The organism is Klebsiella spallanzanii (assembly GCF_902158555.1).
GTDB classification, from domain to species: Bacteria; Pseudomonadota; Gammaproteobacteria; order Enterobacterales; family Enterobacteriaceae; genus Klebsiella; species Klebsiella spallanzanii.
The window spans coordinates 520,896-538,277 of sequence record NZ_CABGGS010000001.1 but is presented as its reverse complement, the minus strand read 5'-3'; the positions used below and the strand labels follow the sequence as shown (position 1 = coordinate 538,277).

Below are 17,382 nucleotides of genomic sequence, written 5' to 3'. Positions count from 1 at the left end.
TAAGCGATGCTCCCATGAACCAACCGAATATTTTGTGGATATGTACCGACCAGCAGCGTTGGGATACGCTTTCCTGTCTTGGGACGCCCGGCGCGCAGACGCCGCACATTGATAACCTTGCCGCTGCCGGAGTGCTGTTTGAACGCGCCTATGTGCAAAGCCCAATTTGTACCCCCAGCCGGGCATCGTTTCTGACTGGAATGTACCCGATTGCGCATCAAATACAGCGCAACGGCAACCGCCGCTTTCCCGAGCACCTGCATCTGTTGCCTCGTTCATTTCAGCAGGCGGGATATCGCACCGGGCTGATTGGTAAGTTGCATCTTTCCGCCAGCCAGCACGGCGTAGAGCAGCGTCCCGACGATGGCTACGATGAGTTTTACTGGAGCCAACATCCGCACCCAGACTGGTCGGAGGGCCACGATTATCAGACGTGGTTGGAAGAGAAAGGCGTCGATCCGCAGGCGCTATACGCCCACGCGCAGGGCGCGATTTATCCGGGAGTTGAGGCGGAATTTCACCAGACCACCTGGGCGACAGAGCGGGCGCGGGAATTTATCTCCCGCCATCAGCAGTCGCCGTGGTTCCTCAGCATTAACCTCTACGATCCGCATCCGCCGTTTGACCCGCCGCAGGCGTATTTGCAGCGTATTGATGCGGATGCCATTCGCCCACCGCTGTTTGCCGAAAGCGATCTGGCCCATCAGGCGCGTTTTACGCGGGTCGACCAGCAGACCAAAAAGGCTGTCAATCCGAACGTGGCGGTAGAGGGGGAAAGCCTGCAAGGCAGCCATGACACGCCGCCGGAATCCTGGGATGCGAAGGCCATTCGCGCGGCCTATTTCGCCATGATAGCTCAGATAGATGATTTGGTCGGCAGCCTGACCTCGCTGCTTGATGAGAGCGGGCAGCGGCAGAATACGCTGGTTATCTTTATGAGCGATCACGGAGAGATGCTGGGCGATCACGGCCTACTCTACAAGGGCTGCCGCTTTTATGAAGGGCTGGTGCATGTGCCACTGATCGTTTCGTGGCCGCAGCGTTTCGCGCCGCAGAGGCGCTCGAATGCCTTAGTCGAGCTGGTAGATATTCCAGCGACGCTGCTGGAGAGCGCGGGGCTACCGATACCCGCGCAGAACCAGGGACTGTCTCTGTACGCTTTGCTCAATGGCGACAGCGCGCTGCATCAGCATAAGCCCTATGTGCTGAGCGAATATTTTGACGCGCTTGGCTTTCCCGGCAGCATCGGTTCGCGCGCCAGCATGTATTTTGATGGTCGCTATAAACTGATTGTTTATCACGATGCTGAAGAGGGGGAGCTGTTTGATTTAGATAACGATCCGCATGAATTTCATGACCGCTGGCACGACCCGCAGTTTAAGCCGCTCAAGGCGCAGCTTATTCAGCAGCATTTTTCCGCCATGATGAAGGTGAGCGGCGCAGGGCCGGAGCGCATCAGTGATTTTTAGCCCGGCAGGGTAACCTGCCGGGTGTTTAATGCATCAGTTTGGATAGCAAATCTGTTCCGGCTGGCGCTGCAAAATAATGTCGCCATGGCGAATGGAGGTCAGCACTTTGGCCTGGCGGCGCACGGCGTCATAGTCGTTTTCTGCATCAAGGATCAGCAGGTTCGCCGGACGTCCTTCGGCAATACCGTAGTTATCGCCCAGGCACAGCGCCCGGGCGCTGTTATCGGTAATGAGATCGAGACAGCGCTGCAAATCTTCATACCCCAGCATGTGGCAGATGTGCAGCCCGGCGTCGAGGATACGCATGATATTGCCGTTGCCCAGCGGATACCACGGATCCTGAATGGAGTCCTGAGCAAAGCAGACGTTGATCCCGGCGCGGTCCAGCTCCGCCACCCGGGTCACGCCACGGCGTTTCGGCCAGGTATCAAAGCGCCCCTGCAGGTGAATGCTTTCGGTCGGGCAGGAGATAAAGCTGATCCCCGAGGCTTTTAACAGGCGGAACAGCTTCGAACAGTAGGCGTTATCGTAAGAGCCCATCGCGCAGGTATGGCTGGCGGTGACCTGCGCGCCCATGCCGCGAACCCGGGCTTCTTCCGCCAGCACTTCCAGAAAACGTGACTGCGGGTCGTCAATTTCATCGCAGTGCACGTCCACCAGGCAGCCGTGGCGCTGGGCCAGATCCATCAAAAACATCACTGAGCTAACGCCCTTGTCGCGGGTATTTTCGTAATGCGGAATGCCGCCGACCACATCGGCACCCATCTCGATAGCGCGGGTCATCAGCTCGCGCCCGCCGGGGAAGGATTCGATGCCCTCCTGCGGGAAGGCGACGATTTGCAGGTCGATAAGATGGGCCGCCTCTTTTTTTACCCTCAGCATGGCTTCCAGCGCGGTCAGGGAGGGGTCGGTGACATCAATATGGGTACGCACGTGCTGTACGCCGTTATCGCGCAGCATACCAATAGTTTTCAGCGCGCGCTGGCGCGTATCTTCAACCGTGACGCTCTCTTTACGCTGGCTCCAGCGGGCGATGCCCTCAAACAGCGTGCCGCTCATATTCCACTCCGGTTCGCCCGCCGTCAGGGTGGCGTCGAGGTGGATATGCGGTTCGACGAACGGCGGGATCACCAGCTTTTGCTGCGCGTCGATATCGTTGGCCTCAACCGCCTGCGCGGCGGCCTGCGCGGTGATGCTTTTAATCAAACCGTCCTGGAGATCAAGGGTATAGAGCGCTTCTTTATGGCGCAGGCGCGCGTTGATAATTTTCATGGTTGTTCCCGTAAATGGTTTTGCGACATACGCCAGATAGCCAGGGCGACCGAGGCGTTGAGATGAAATTGCGGATGGCTGACCGGATAGCTTGTCAGCTTTTCAATTCGTTGGATGCGCTGATGCAGCGTGTTGCGGTGAATACCCAATCGCTCGGCGGCCCTGACTACGTTGCCGCTCTCCTGGAGCAGCGTTTCAAGCGTCTCCATTAACAGCCACGGGCTTTTGCGGTCGGGTTCGATCAGGCAGCCGAGAGTGTCATGCATAAAGTCGGTTAGCAGCCCAGGGTCGCTGACGGCGGAAAGCAGCTTGATAAAGCCCAGTTGCTGATAGTCGCTGATGCGTTGGGCCGGACGCAGGTTATCGCTGAGATCCAGCGCCTGGCGCGCCTGCGACAGCGCGCGCTGATATCCCTGTAGATGCTGCACCGGTGCGGACAGTCCGCACAGCAGCGATAACTTATCATCGCTTTCCGCCAGCGCCAGCAACCACTGCTCTAACCACTTTTTCTGTTGATAAAACTCGCCTTCCTCATCCGGGAGCAGGAAGAGAAACATATTGCTGCGCTCGACCAGCGGAAAAGGGTTTCCCTGCTGATTGAGCTGCTGCTGCAAGCGCTGGCGCACGGTGCGGCGGGCCTGCTGGAGCCAGGCTTCGGCCTGCTCGGGCGGAAACTGGCGAAACAGGCGCGCTATCCCCTCAAGGCGCAGCGCCGCTACCCGCAGCGGGCGGGTAAAATCCAGCTGCTGGTGGAGCGCACGCTGATGCAGGATTTGCAGGTCGGGATAGTCGCCGGTTAGCAGTTGCAGCAGAATATCGCGCTGTGATTGCAGGGCGTTCTCGCTGCGCACCAGCGCGGTGCCGATGCGTTCGGTAACAATCACCATCTTCAGCAGATAGGGCTGTTCAATTAGCGGGATGCCCAGTTCGTCGGCCAGCGCGATCAGCCGCGGTGGAATCGCCTGAATATATTGGTCACCGGTCAGGATCACCATCCCGGCGATCCCGCGCTGCTTTCCTTCCATCAGTAAATGAATCAAGTTGTCTTCATCGCGGGGATGGTTGATCCCGGTGATAAATACCAGTTCCCCGCCCATGATCCACTCGGCGATATTTTCATTTTCCGCCACGTAGTACCAGCGAACCGCCAGCTGGAGGCCCTGTTTACCCGCGCGCAGGCGCATGGCGGAGAGCCCGTCCAGCGCGAGGATTTCATTGACCGTCAGACTCATGGTTACTGTTCCGCAACTGAGTCAGCGGCGGGCTGGCGTTTGCTCAGGCGGATCAGGGCGATGTAGACCAGCGCGGAGACGGTAATCCCCACCAGCGGCGCGATCCACGGCGACAGATAAGCCACCACCGCGCCGACGGCGTAGGCACTGAGCCCCAACCAGTTAAAGCGCGGTAAACGGGCGGTTTGCAGCAGCGGATAGCGCCCGCCGCGATAGAACCAATAGTCGGCGAGGATAACGCCACCGATGGGCGGGATGATACTACCGAGCAGCACCAGGAACGGGATCAGCATTTCATACATCCCGCCAATGGCCAGCAGAATGCCGACGCCAGCGGCGACCACGGTCAGGCTACGACGGCGCTCGCTGCGCAGCAGATGGCAGGCGGCAGCCGAGACGTTGTAAATCGTCGGCCCCTGAATCGTCAGCAGGTTGAGGCACAGCATGACCACCGCGGCGACGGACAGTCCCTGTAAAATCAGTACCTCCACAATGTCGGCCTGCTGATAAACGATGGCGCACCACGCCCCGGCAACAATCATCAGCCCGTTACCGACGAGGAAGCTGCTCATACTGGCGACGATAGCGGTGCGGCTGGAGTTAGCCAGACGGGTCCAGTTCGTCGCCTGGGTTGCGCCGCTGGCGAAGGTGCCGAACACCATGGTGATCGCCGCCGACCAGGTCATGGTTTCGCCCGGTTCGATTTTGGTCATCGCCTGCCAGCCGCCGACGTGATGGGCGGCAAGATACATAGAAACGACCAGCAGAATAAACATCAGCGGCACCGACACGCGCGATAGCGCATCCAGCCCCTTGTAGCCCACCAGCGCGGTCACGCAGAACAGGATCCCAAACAGGATCATCAGCGGAATGGTCATCGCCTCGGGCAGGGCGAGGATTTTGACCAGCGAGATAGCGACCGTCGCGGTACCCCAGGCGTACCAGCCCAGTTCGGCGAAACCGAGAATAAAATCGGCGAGCTTGCTGCCGATTTCCCCGAAGCAAAAGCGCCCCATCAGCACGGTATTCAGCCCGCTGCGCGCGGCAATCCAACCGAGCGACGCGGCGTATAGCGCCAGCAGAAAGTTACCGATAACCGCAATCCATAGCAGGTTCACAATCGAAAAAGAGACGCCAAGCTTGCCGCCCGCGAACATCGTGCCGGTAAAAAAGGTGAAGCTGAACAGGACCATGGAGATCGAAAATACGCCTTTGCGCCCTGAGGCAGGCGCTTCGACGAGCGGAAAATCATTGCTGTTTGACATTGTGGAACCTCTGAGTGGCTATCCGAATGGCGATGCCAGAGGGGTAGCAAGAGATATGCCAACAAAATCGGGGCAGGGGTAACACGGATAAGTGGGCACTGTGCACATAAAATGGTGTTGTTTAGCCGATGTTTGCCATAAATGTGTGCACTGTGACAGGTTTTGCACCGCCGTGGAGCAGTGGGATTGAGCTATTGCGCGCATTCCTGTCGGGTGGCGGCTGGCGCCTTACCCGACCTACAGGGAGGGCTGAATCGACAAATGATGCCAATTTTGCGTCGTTTTCTGGCGGAACGATCCCCTATCTTTTTGGCAGCATATGGTGGGTAATGTTGGCATCATGAAGACATTCAATTTCTTTATTGTTAAAAATAGTAATTTCATATGCAATTCCATTATAACCATTATTAATGTAAGTCTTTTCTGAAATATTGTTCACTTGAGCGGGCGGTGTTAGTATCGGGTGAATAGCCATTTAGACGGCTAAAGAACCTTTCTCCAGGCTATTTTATTGGCCATTTTGGACCTGGGCAGTGCTCACACTCCTCACGTACTACGTGTACGTTCCGGGTGTTCCGCGCTGTCCGTGTCCAAACTGCCTGCAACAATAACGCCTGACCGTAAAGGTTCTCAAATCAACATCGCTAAACTAAGGAACTGCTATGTGGCAAGAAAGACTCGCGCAACTGGTCACCACCTGTCATTGGATCGGCGCAAAAGGCTGGGCACCGGCCACCGGCGGCAATATGTCGGTGCGTCAGGATGAGACCTGGTGCTGGCTCAGCGAGTCGGGACGCGATAAAGGCAGCCTGACGACAGAAGATTTCCTCCAGGTTGAGATCGCCAGCAATAAAGCGCCTTCCGGGCGTAAACCTTCCGCCGAAACCGGCCTGCATACGCTGGTGTATCGCCTGTTCCCGGAGGCCAACTTTGTGCTGCACGTGCATACCGTCAACGCCACCGTGCTGTCGCGCATTGAAAAAAGCGACACCCTGGCGCTGCAGGGTTATGAGATGCAGAAAACCCTGACCGGTCAGCATAGCCACCTTGATACCGTACCGGTGGCGATTTTCGATAACGACCAGGATATCGACGCCCTGGCGGCGCGCATTGAAGACTATGCGCAGACCAACCCGCTACGCTACGGCTTCCTGCTGCGCGGCCACGGCCTGACCTGCTGGGGCAAAGACATTAACGAGGCCCGTCGTCAATTGGAAGGACTGGAGTTTCTGTTCGAGTGCGAGCTGATGCGTCGCCGCTACGAGCGCGACTAAATTTCTCTCCACTAACGGGTCAGGCATGGATTTTTATCTCGGAATCGATATCGGCACCTCGCGGGTCAAAGCGGTGCTGTTTGATGAACATTTTCAGGCGTGCGCCAGCGCGGCGCAGAATACCGGCCCGCGCCTGTCGGCCAACGGTCACGCTGAGCAGGATATGGCCCAGCTGTGGCAGTCGGTGGTGGCGATTCTGTGCGAGATTGCTCAGCATCCGGCGCTGCAAAAAGGGCGTTTACGCGCAATTGGCCTTGCCGGGCAGGGCGAAGGCGTTTGGCTTAGCGACGCCGAGGGCGAACCGGTTGGGCCGGGTATCCTGTGGAGCGATACCCGCAGCCGCGAGCTGATGAGCGAACTGCTCAACCGCCCCGGTTTTGACCGCCGTTTCTTTGACGATACCGGCACCCATCTGCAACCCTGCAACACCAGCATGCAGCTATGCTGGCTCAAACATCATCAGCCCGAACGGCTGGCGGCGGCCCGCTATCTGTTTTTCGCTAAGGACTGGATCCGCTTTCGCCTCACCGGCGTTGCGGCGCTGGATCTCACCGATGCCAGCACCTCTTTGCTTAACCAGCAGAGCGGAACATTATCCGGGGTCGTGCTCAATGAGATGGGGCTGGCGGATTTAGCCCATCTGTTCCCGCCGCTGCTGGCGCCGGACGCGCAGGCAGGTAAGCTGCGGGAAGAGGTCGCGGCGCTGACAGGGCTTCCCGTTGCGACGCCGGTGGCGGCTGGCGCGCTCGATGTCTGCAGCGCGGCGCTTGGCTGCGGCGCGGTGAACGACGGCGACATCTATACCATTCTCGGCACCACCTGCTGCACCGGCATCGTCTGCCATGGTCGTCAAACGGTCAATGAGGGGACGCGCTACGTCACCCACACCGAGGCGGGCAGCTTTATTAACCTTTTTCCGATGCAGGCCGGAACGCCAAATATCGACTGGCTCCAGCAGCAGATTTCGCTGAATCCCGATTTACAGCAGCTGGAACAGAGCATCGCCAGCGTTGAGCCGGGCAGCGGCGGCGTCTTCTGGCAGCCCTATCTCAACGGCGAACGCGCACCGTTCTTTAGCCCCGAAGCGCGGGCCGGGTATTTTGGTATTGGCCAGCACACCACTCGCGCGCAGCTACAGCGGGCGGTGTTTGAAGGGCTGGCTTACGCCATCGTCGACTCCCTTCAGGGCTACCCGCAGGGCGGTGAGCTGTACCTGACCGGCGGCGGGGCGGCGTCAGCGACCTGGCTGCAAATTATTGCCGACTGCACCGGCAGAACGGTGGTTTCCAGTACTTTTAACGAGCTTAGCGCGCGCGGAGCGGCGATTCTGGCGGCGCGCAGCGTCGATGCGCTGACCCGCTACCCCGCACTTGAGCAGACTCGTTACCAACCTAATCCGCAGGCGCATAGCCGTTATGCCGCTCTGTATCCGGTTTATCGCCTGCTGCGCGAGCAGATGCTCCCGGTCTGGCAGGCCCGCCACGAGGCGCTTCAACGTATTTCTCAGGAACAACGCATATGAAAATTGTTTTTACCGCCGAACACGCCGGCGACCTCAGCGCATTTCAGCAACTGGGTGAACTGCAAGTAGAAGGTTGGGCGCTGGGTAAACCGAAGCTGAGCGCAGGCCAGCTGATTGAGCTGGCTCACGACGCAGACGTACTGGTGACCAGCTACGATGATGTGACGGAAGAGGTGATTGCTGGCTGCCCGCGTCTGAAGGTTATCGCCTGCACCCGCGCCAACCCGGTGAATATTGATACCAAAGCCGCTCAGGCGCGCGATATCCGCGTACTCTATACGCCGGGACGCAATGCGGATGCTGCCGCAGAGCTGACGCTGGGGCTGATGCTGAGCCTGGCGCGGCATATTCCGCAATCTCACGCGGCGCTGAAGCGCGGTGAATTCACTAACGCCGAGAACGCCGCCCAGGCCATCCAGAGCGGGTTGCGCCGTGATGTGGTGTGGGACGTCAGCCCGGAAAGTCCTTATGAAGTGTTTAAAGGCAGCGAGCTGCGCAATAAATCCCTGGGGCTGATCGGCTATGGCAATATTGGCCGCCGCGTGGCGCGTATCGCCCGCGCCTTTGGCATGGCGGTGCTGGTGGTGGATCCGTTTGTCGCCGCCGAAGATATCAACGAGCCAGGGCTACAGAAAACAACGCTTGAGGGGCTGTTCCGTGAGGCGGATATTGTCAGCCTGCATCTGAGCAGCGGCCCGCACAGCGATGGCCTGGTGAACGCGCAGTTGTTGAATAGCATGAAGCCGGGGGCGCTGCTGATTAATACCTCTCGCGCCGCGGTGGTGGATGAAGAAGCGTTGATTAACGCGCTGCGCCACGGCCCGCTGGGCGGCGCGGCATTGGATGTTTATCACCGCGAGCCGCTGTGGCGCGACCATCCGTTTGTTACCGAGTTTGATAACGTGATTATCACCCCGCATATCGCCGGGGCGACGAGAGAAAGCATCGCTAAACATACGGCGATGATTGCTGCCGACCTCCAGCGCTATGTTGCCGGGGAGCCGCTGCTCTATCAGTGGCGTTAAGCCTTTTCAGCCGCCGCGAGATGCGGCGGCGACGCTTTTTGTCAGCTGCGGTTAGCCGCCATAAATTCCAGCGTGTGCTCCCAGTCGACCACGCCCGCATCCGATCCCATCCCGGTCGCCACCAGCGCGGCGACGGCGGAAGCCACCTCACATGCCTCTTTGACGCTTAACCCACGGGCCAGTGCAGCAATAAAGCCGCCGCAGTAGCTGTCGCCGCAGCCGGTGGTGTCGACAGCATCGACCCGGTACGGAGCGATATGCTCGACTGCGCCGTCGCGGGTCAGCAGCCAGGAGCCGTTTTCACCCTCTTTCAGAATGCAGGTCCCGACGCCAAGTTCGAAGAAGAAGCGGGCGATCGCTTCCGGCTGCGCCTGTCCAGAGAGATACGCGGCCTCCTCAAGAGAAGGCATAAAGTAGTCCACCGACGGCAGCAGCGGGCGCAGCAGATCGAGGGTGTGCTCATTGGGCGCGATTAAATCAAAGCTGGTGGTGACGCCGCGAGCCTTTGCGGCTTGCAGCAAAAGGGCGCTTTGCCCCTGGTCCATCGCCGCCAGCAGGCCGGTGCCGCCGTGGTGCAGGAAGCGGCAGTCAAGAATCGCGGCGAACTGTTCTTCACTGATGAAAAGCTCATCGGAAGCTCCCCGGCAGTGCAGCGCCGGGCGCTCGCCGTTGGGGCGGATGGGTAGAATGGTTGCCGACGTTTCTTTCAGTGCCGTGCGCTGGACCCGCGAGCAGTCAATGCCCAGCCGCGCATAGCTGGCGAGGATAAAATCAGCTTTTTCATCTTCGCCCAGACAGGCTACCGCTGCGGTACGGATCCCCAGCTTGGCTGCGTTAATGTTGGCCCCGGCGGCGGTTCCTGCGGGATTAAGGCGAATCTGTTCAATAAAGGCTACCCCGCCGCGCGGCGGGATGTCGATAACCGGGCGGCCGGCGATATCAAGAATAGTCAGGCCGACAAAGGCGGCGTCAAAGGTTGCCATGAGAGCTCCACTTAACGATGGGTTTGACGCAGGCGCGCCTGCCAGAAGGAGAGGGCCAGCGCGACGACCAGAATCACGCCAACCAGCGCATCTTTCACCAGATAGTTAAGCCCCATCAGGTTCAGGCCGTTATCAATAATCGCGAGGAACAGCACGCCGCCGAGGGTTCCGGCGATGCTGACCCGGCCCAGCCGGTTAAAGGCGGTGCCGATAAATACCGCGGCGATAGCGTCCATCAGATAGGCCTGACCGGCCAGCGGCGTAAACTGGCGCAGGTTGGCGGAAAGGATAACGCCGCCGACGGCGCACAGGGCGGAGGCCGCCACCAGTACCCACAGCATGGTGCGGCGGTCGCGAATTCCGGCGATACGCGCCGCTTCGCCGTTCTGACCGATAGCGCGAACGTATTTGCCGAACAGCGTACGTTCGGTAATCAGCCAGGCCGCCAGCCACAGCAGCAGAACAATGACCACTGGCGTTGGAATACCGGCGATATTACCGACCGCCAGATCGTGATACTCCGGTGCCATCCGGCGATAAGAGATAGAGCCGCCGCCGTCGGTATAGATGCGCTCGGCGCTGCTGGCGATAAACCAGGTACCGAGGGTGGCGAGGAAAGGACGAATCTGGCAGATAAGGATCAGGAAGGCGTTCAGCAGGCCAATAATTACGCCGCCGAGCAGCGCGCAGCCGACCGCAGCCTGCCACGGCAGGTGCCAGGTTTTCAGCGCCACCAGCGCAAAAGCCGCGCCGAAATCAAGCGCTACGCCGACGGAGAGGTCAATCGCCCCGGCGCTGACGATAAGGGTCATCGCCATCGCCACAATCAGCAGGATCGCGCTGCCCTGCAGCAGGTTCGCCCAGTTATCGAAGGTCAAAAAAACCGGGTTTGCCCAGCCGAACAGAATAATCGCCAGCAGAGTCATCACGCCGAATCCCGCCCGCGATAGCCATGCCAGGGGGCTGCTGCCGGTTTGCCCCGTTGATGGGGTCTTGAGCGTCAACTGGCTCATCAGTTGCCTCCTTTATGTCTGACTGCCGAAGCTGCCAGCACCACGAGGATCAGGCCGCCTTTAATCGCCCCCATCCAGAAAATATTCACCCCCAGCAGGCCGAGCCCGTTAGAGAGCGCGTTGACCAGCACCGCGCCGAGCAGCGCGCCCCAGATGGTGACCACGCGACGCCGCGAGAACGCCGCGCCGATAAAGGTGGCGAGGACGGTTTCCAGCAACAACGGCGTTGCCGTGCCGCTGGAGCTGCCGGAGCCCTGGCTGAGCAGCGGTAAAATCGCCAGACCGGCGGCGATCCCCGCCAGCAGCCAGACGATGATGGTCAAACGGCGCACATTGAGTCCGCTCATCTGCGCCATATCGCGGTTGCCGCCGACCGCCTGTAAATGCTGGCCGAAACGTGAGTGGTGGATTAGAAACTGAAACAGCGCGAAGACCGCCAGCAGATAGATAAGCGGCCAGGGAATACCGAACAGGTCGTTATCGCGAAAGGCCACCATCAGCGGATCGTTTACCGCGATCCGCCGCTGTCCGGTCAGCAGGTCCGTCAGCCCGGTGAAGGCGACGGAGGTTGACAGGGTCGCCAGCAGCGGCGGCAGGCCCGCCGCCAGCACCAGAGTGGCGTTGACCGCGCCGCAGGCCAGGCTGACGGCAATCAGCAGTAAAAACAGCAGCAGGTAAGGGGTGTTCCACTCCGTCATGCCGAGGCTCAGCAGCGCCACACCGAGCACCGCGATGGCAGGCAGCGAGAGGTCGATGCCGCCGGAGACCACGTCATCGCCACCGACGGCAATCACGCACACCAGGCCGAAGCAGAGGATCGCCAACGGCACGCTCTGCACCAGCATCATGCTGATGTTTTGCCAGCTTAAAAAAAACGGCGACTGGAGGCTGAGCCAGACCAGCAGCGCAAAAAAGAGAATAAGAGGAAATTTTTCGATTAGCGTCGTTATGCCCGCAAGGGGGCGACGCTGGATATCTGCACTCATACCTGTTGTTCCTGTCCACCGTTGATCGTCACCAGCAGGGCGTCCAGCGTCAGCCCCTGGGTCGGAAGATTGGCCACCAGCTCGCCGCGCCACATCACCAGGATGCGGTCGCAAAGGCCCAGCAGCTCCGGTGCGTCGCTGGAAGAGACCAGTACGCCGCGACCGCGATCCGCCAGTTCGCGGGTGCGCTGATAAATATCGCTGCGTGCGCCGATATCGACCCCGAGCGTCGGTTCATCAAGAATAAATAGCCGCGCGTCTGTGCCCAGCCAGCGGGCGAGAATCGCCTTTTGCTGGTTGCCGCCGCTCATAAAGCGCACCGGCAGTTCCGGACGGCCGGGGCGAATGGAGAGCTGTTTAATCCAGCTGCGCGCTTTTTCCAGTGCCCGCCCTCGGTGTTCCCAGCCGAAGGTGGCGGTGTCCGGCAGCGAGGCAAGGTTAATATTGTCGGCGGTAGAGAAGGGGAGAATCAGCCCCTGATGGCGACGGTCGCGCGGGACCAGCGCCAGCCCGGCGCGGGTGGCCTGATAGGGCGTGCGCAGTCGTTTCAGCTCGCCGTCGATGCTAATCGTGCCGCTACGGGCGCGGCGCAGGCCGTAGAGAAGATCGACCAGCACGTCGCGCCCTGCGCCAAGCAGACCCGCCACGCCGACGATCTCGCCGGGTTGAATATCAAAGCTAATATCGTTTAATTGCTGGCCGTCGCTAAGGTGGCGAACCGACAGCACCGGTACGGCGGTATCAACTTCCTGAGCGCTGCTCTGACGCGGGGTATAGAGCTGTTCGATATCGCGCCCGACCATCATTTTGATTAGCGCATCGGTATTTTGCAGGAGTTCACGGTCGGGATAGCCGACAACCTCGCCGTTACGCAGCACCGTGCCGCGATCGCAAAGGGCGGCGATTTCGTTGAGATAGTGAGAAATATAAAGAATCGCGATCCCTTGCTCGCGAAGGCGCAAGATGGCAGAGGAGACAAGGCTGGCTTCCTGTGCTTCCAGCGGCGCGGTGGGTTCGTCGAACACTACCAGCTTTGCCGCGCCGTCAATCAGCGCTCGGGCGATTTGTACCAGCTTGCGCTCGGCAAGGCTGAGATCGCGGATCAGGCGGCGCGGATTGATTTCCAGTTGCCAGCTGTCGCGGAAAAACGCCTCGGTCGCGGCATTCATCCGCCGTCGGTCCAGCGCGCCCCAGCGGGTGCGGTACTCCTGGCCGAGAAACACCGATTCCGCGACGGTAAAGTGCGCGATCAGGTTGAGCTCCTGGTGAATGACGCGAATGCCCAACGCTTCAATAGCCGCCGGATTGCCGAGCGGCAGAGGCGCGCCGTCGAGCGTGGCGTTGCCGCTATCGGCCTGATAGACGCCCGCAAGAATTTTAATAAGCGTCGATTTTCCCGCGCCGTTCTCGCCGATCAGGCCGTGAATTTCGCCAGGGTTCAGAAGCAGCGTGACCGCATTTAATGCAGTCACGTTGGCGAAGCTTTTACTGATCTGGTTCATCGCCAGACCAGCGGCGGGATTGGTCCCGCCGGTGGATTGAGTGATCACTGCAGTTCGCCATATCCCAGCTGTTTGTAGACCGCTTTCGCTTCTTGCGGGCCTTTCACCGGGACCACCGGGATAAAGGTTTGTACCGGCAGCTTCTGCTTATCGAAGTAGCGGGCGACGTTGTCGGCAGAGGTCTGGCCAATCAGGTGCGGCTGCTGCGCGACGTTGGCAACGAACGGGCTGCCCGGCTCGGCCATGATTTCCAGCGTTTCCGGGCCCGCATCGATGGCGGTGACTTTAACGTCTTTGTCGCGACCGGTCTCTTCCAGCGCCTGGACAATACCGATAGCGGGCTGATCCCAGCAGGCAACATGGATGGCGTCGAGCTTACCTTTTGGATATTGGCTCAGCAGTTCGAGGGTTTTCTTACGTGCATCTTCCGGAGAGTTGGCAAACTGTTCCGCCAGCTCTGGTTGAATAATATGAATATCCGGGTAATCCTTAAGGACATATTTCCACTGGTCATAACGAATGCCGCAAATACGCAGGGAGCTGGAGAAGGCGTTAAATACTGCAACGTTGCCTTTGCCGCCTAGCTCATCGGCCATATAACGACCAATGGTCGAGCCTAATGTGTAGTTATCGGAAGTAGTGTTATTGACGGAGTATTTTGAAACGTGGTCAACGGTAAATACCGGAATGCCCGCATCGCGCAGTGCTTTGAATTTAGGCTCAACGGCGCTATCGCCCAGAATGCTAATTACAGCATCGACTTTTCGCGACAGCAAAATATCGTGGTTATTGGCATGAACCTGGTTGTCACGACCACCGTCGACGCCGATCACTTTACCACCCAGTTTCTCTACCTCTTCGGTCGCACCTTTATAGGCTTCACGATCCCAGAAGTGCTGCGTGCCGACAACGGCGACGCCGATAGTCTTTCCCTGAAGCGATAAGGCATCGGCCGCCAGAGCGTTAACGGAGGCGAGCGAGAGCAGGCCCAGCGCGATGGGCAATAATTTCATTTTCTGCGACATTCTTATTATGGTCCTGTGATGGAGGTGGCTGCGGAGCAGTAGCATGACAATAACAGCCATGCAACCTCAAATACAAAATATGTCTAAGTTATATCAACAATGTTATATCGCAGATTTGCCTGAGGAAAACGTAAATTTGTCATCTGCAACCTGAAAATATTTCATGATGCGATTTTATCCATTTTTATTTTGTGGGTTTAATTTGCTTGCAAGTCTTATTTATTCAAATAAATATTGCTACGTAATTATAATTATTCTGTCGCTGTAATATATCGCATCCTGGAATAACGTAGACCTATTCTGCGTGGAGAATCCTTTCTCTGTAGCAGATTGTATGGTGATACGTATTTTATTCCCAAGATTCGCGCGCTTTATTATGGCGACCTTTATCGAGTGAGAAGAAAACAGGCAATATGAGAAAACAACATAATCTGACCGTGATGCACTGGGGAACCTGGCAAGTACAGGCTCGCGACGGCAAGGTTGATGCGGTTACGCCGGTGCCCTGGGATAAAAATCCCTCACGTATCGGTCAGTCGCTCCCCGATGCGGTCACCAGCAAGACGCGAATTCGTCGCCCGGCGGTGCGCGCGGGTTACCTGCAAAATGGCCCGGCTTCGCGAGAGGGTCGTGGCAAAGAGCCGTTTGTAGAAGTGAGTTGGGAGGTGGCGCTCGACCTGCTGGCCCGCGAGCTGAAGTCGGTCAAAGCGCGCTGCGGCAATGAAGCCATTTTCGGTGGCTCCTACGGCTGGGCCAGCGCCGGGCGTTTTCACCATGCCCAAAGCCAGCTGCACCGTTTCCTCAAGTCCTTCGGCGGCTATACCGCCAGCACCAATACCTACAGCAGCGCGGCGGGTGAGCGCATTCTGCCGCATATCCTCGGGCCGCTAAGCCCACTGCACCGTCAGCACACCCATTTCTCCGAGCTGGCGCGGGAGTGTCAACTGTTTGTGGCGATTGGCGGCCTGCCGCTGCGTAATTCGCAGGTTAACGGCGGCGGCGCCAACGACCATATGCTGAAATTCTGGCTGGAGAAGATGCAGGAGCAGGGAACGCGCTTCGTCAATATCAGTCCGGTGCGTAATGATCTGAGCGCCGTGGAGAGCGCTGAGTGGCTTGCTGTTCGTCCGGGGACCGATACCGCTCTGTTGCTGGCGCTCTGTTACGTTCTGATTAACGAATCCCTGTACGACAGCGGCTTTGTCGCCAGCCATACGGTGGGATTTGCCGTTTATCGCGCCTACCTGATGGGGGAGAGTGACGGCGTCGCGAAAACGCCGGAGTGGGCGGCGGCGATAACCGGCATTGACGCTCCGCAGATTGTTGCGCTGGCGCGTGAGATGGCCAACAAGCGCACGATGGTGAATATTTCCTGGTCGATTCAGCGGGCGCGCCAGGGCGAGCAGGCTTACTGGGCAACGGTAGCGCTTACCGCGCTGCTGGGGCAAATTGGTACGCCGGGCGGCGGGCTGGGATTTGGTTATGCCTGTACCAATCTGGCGGGAGCGGCGCGTAAAGCGTTTTCCGGCCCACGTCTTCCGGCTGGCAAAAACGCGGTGAACAGCGTGATCCCGGTGGCGCGGCTCTCCGATATGCTGCTGCATCCGGGCGAAGCCTATGAGTTTGACGGTCAGCATTTGCGCTATCCCGATATTCGCCTGGTTTACTGGGCGGGCGGCAACACGTTTCATCATCACCAGGATATTAACCGTCTGTGTGAAGCCTGGCGGCGGCCGGAAACCGTCGTGGTACATGAACAGTACTGGACCGCGCAGGCCAAATTCTCCGATATCGTTCTGCCGGTCACCACCTCGCTTGAGCGGGAAGATATTGGCAGCGGCGGCCACGACGGCTTTATGATTGCCATGAGCGCGCAAATCCCGCCGGTAGGCGAAGCGCGCGACGATTACGCCATCTTTTGCGACCTTGCCGAAAGGCTGGGCTGCGGCGAGCGCTTTAGCGAAGGGCGCGATGCCGGGCAGTGGCTACGGCAAATCTATGAAGAGTCGCGACCACGCGCCCGGGAAGAGGGAATTGAGCTGCCGTCGTTCGAGGCGTTCTGGCAACAAGGGGTACTGGAATACAGCGCGCCTGAAAAACCGCAGGTCTTTCTGGCCGATTTTCGCGCCGACCCGCAGCGATATCCGCTCTCTACGCCGTCCGGCAAGATTGAGCTATTTTCCGAAACTATCGCCGGATTTGGCTATCGTGAATGCCCCGGCCACCCGTGGTGGGATGAGCAGGAGGCGGCCTGGCAGCGGCAAGAAGCAGCGCGCTGGCCGCTGCATCTGCTCTCCAGCCAGCCGCGTACTCGGTTACATAGTCAGTACGATCACGGTAGCGTAAGCCGGGCGACAAAAATTCAGGGACGTGAGCCGCTGTGGATGCACCCGCTGGATGCGCAGGCGAGGGACATTAGCGAAGGCAGCGTGGTGAAGGTTTATAACGCCCGTGGGGCGATTCTGGCCGGGGTACATCTTAGCGAACAGATTTTGCCAGGCGTAGTGCAGATGTCGACCGGCGCCTGGTACGATCCGCTGGACCCAAATGAAAAGGGGTCGCTGGATAAGCACGGTAATCCTAACGTGTTAACTGAAGATCGCGGAAGCTCGCGGCTGGGGCAGGGCTGCAGCGCTCAAAGTTGCTGGGTGGAAATTGAACCGTGGCGCGAGGCGCTGCCGCCGGTGACTGCTTTCGATCCGCCAAGGTTTATTCGGGCTTAGGCGCCGGGAATTGCCGGGCGGCGGCTGGCGCCTTGCCCGGCCTACGGGGTGGGTAGCCTGGACAAGGCGCGTCAGGGAAACTGCACGAATA

Annotated in this window: 13 protein-coding genes; 5 read left to right on the top strand and 8 right to left on the bottom strand. The window is 59.0% G+C overall.

The window, feature by feature from the left end:
• Nucleotides 1-14 precede the first annotated feature (14 nt).
• The gene (locus FN082_RS02685) at nt 15-1,469 is read left to right on the top strand and encodes a sulfatase family protein (protein WP_142981100.1); all 1,455 of its coding nucleotides are present in this window, start codon (nt 15-17) and stop codon (nt 1,467-1,469) included.
• A 33-nt stretch (nt 1,470-1,502) separates the two neighbouring features.
• Here FN082_RS02685 and codA read toward each other — a convergent pair whose 3' ends face one another.
• The 3 genes from codA to codB are packed head-to-tail and all read right to left on the bottom strand — an operon-like array spanning nt 1,503 to nt 5,238.
• A complete protein-coding gene (gene codA / locus FN082_RS02680) occupies nt 1,503-2,741 on the bottom strand; it encodes a cytosine deaminase (RefSeq protein WP_142464111.1) in 1,239 nt (412 codons plus the stop codon).
• Nucleotides 2,738-3,973 (bottom strand): PucR family transcriptional regulator, encoded by a 1,236-nt coding sequence (locus FN082_RS02675; RefSeq protein ID WP_139538630.1) that lies wholly within the window; start codon nt 3,971-3,973, stop codon nt 2,738-2,740. The genes codA and FN082_RS02675 overlap by 4 nt, the downstream gene beginning before the upstream one ends.
• A gap of 2 nt (nt 3,974-3,975) precedes the next feature.
• Entirely contained in the window at nt 3,976-5,238 is a 1,263-nt protein-coding gene (gene codB / locus FN082_RS02670) for a cytosine permease (RefSeq protein WP_142981099.1), read from the bottom strand.
• Between the two features lie 662 nt (nt 5,239-5,900).
• Here codB and FN082_RS02665 point away from each other — a divergent pair.
• Genes FN082_RS02665 through FN082_RS02655 form a run of 3 tightly spaced genes read left to right on the top strand, consistent with a single transcriptional unit; the run spans nt 5,901 to nt 9,059 of the window.
• The gene (locus FN082_RS02665) at nt 5,901-6,512 is read left to right on the top strand and encodes a methylthioribulose 1-phosphate dehydratase (protein WP_139538632.1); all 612 of its coding nucleotides are present in this window, start codon (nt 5,901-5,903) and stop codon (nt 6,510-6,512) included.
• A gap of 25 nt (nt 6,513-6,537) precedes the next feature.
• Nucleotides 6,538-8,034, top strand: coding sequence for an FGGY-family carbohydrate kinase (locus tag FN082_RS02660; protein WP_142981098.1), 1,497 nt, complete (start codon nt 6,538-6,540; stop codon nt 8,032-8,034).
• Nucleotides 8,031-9,059 carry a 2-hydroxyacid dehydrogenase gene (locus FN082_RS02655; protein WP_142981097.1) on the top strand — a complete coding sequence of 343 codons (1,029 nt, stop codon included), beginning with the start codon at nt 8,031-8,033 and terminating at the stop codon, nt 9,057-9,059. Before FN082_RS02660 ends, FN082_RS02655 begins: the two co-directional genes overlap by 4 nt.
• Before the next feature lie 41 nt (nt 9,060-9,100).
• On the opposite strand, the gene FN082_RS02650 is transcribed toward FN082_RS02655, so the two are convergent.
• Genes FN082_RS02650 through FN082_RS02630 form a run of 5 tightly spaced genes read right to left on the bottom strand, consistent with a single transcriptional unit; the run spans nt 9,101 to nt 14,568 of the window.
• Complete coding sequence (locus tag FN082_RS02650; protein WP_139538635.1) at nt 9,101-10,042, bottom strand: carbohydrate kinase family protein; 942 nt, start codon at nt 10,040-10,042, stop codon at nt 9,101-9,103.
• A gap of 11 nt (nt 10,043-10,053) precedes the next feature.
• Complete coding sequence (locus FN082_RS02645) at nt 10,054-11,055, bottom strand: ABC transporter permease (RefSeq protein ID WP_139538636.1); 1,002 nt, start codon at nt 11,053-11,055, stop codon at nt 10,054-10,056.
• Nucleotides 11,055-12,041 (bottom strand): ABC transporter permease, encoded by a 987-nt coding sequence (locus tag FN082_RS02640; protein WP_142981096.1) that lies wholly within the window; start codon nt 12,039-12,041, stop codon nt 11,055-11,057. The genes FN082_RS02645 and FN082_RS02640 overlap by 1 nt, the downstream gene beginning before the upstream one ends.
• Entirely contained in the window at nt 12,038-13,543 is a 1,506-nt protein-coding gene (locus FN082_RS02635) for a sugar ABC transporter ATP-binding protein (RefSeq protein WP_185932098.1), read from the bottom strand. The genes FN082_RS02640 and FN082_RS02635 overlap by 4 nt, the downstream gene beginning before the upstream one ends.
• A 44-nt stretch (nt 13,544-13,587) precedes the next feature.
• Nucleotides 13,588-14,568: a sugar ABC transporter substrate-binding protein gene (locus FN082_RS02630; RefSeq protein ID WP_110273311.1), complete on the bottom strand. Its 981-nt coding sequence runs from the start codon at nt 14,566-14,568 to the stop codon at nt 13,588-13,590.
• 413 nt (nt 14,569-14,981) lie between these two features.
• Between FN082_RS02630 and FN082_RS02625 the strand changes: the two genes are divergently transcribed.
• Complete coding sequence (locus FN082_RS02625) at nt 14,982-17,291, top strand: molybdopterin-dependent oxidoreductase (protein WP_142981094.1); 2,310 nt, start codon at nt 14,982-14,984, stop codon at nt 17,289-17,291.
• Nucleotides 17,292-17,382 lie beyond the last annotated feature (91 nt).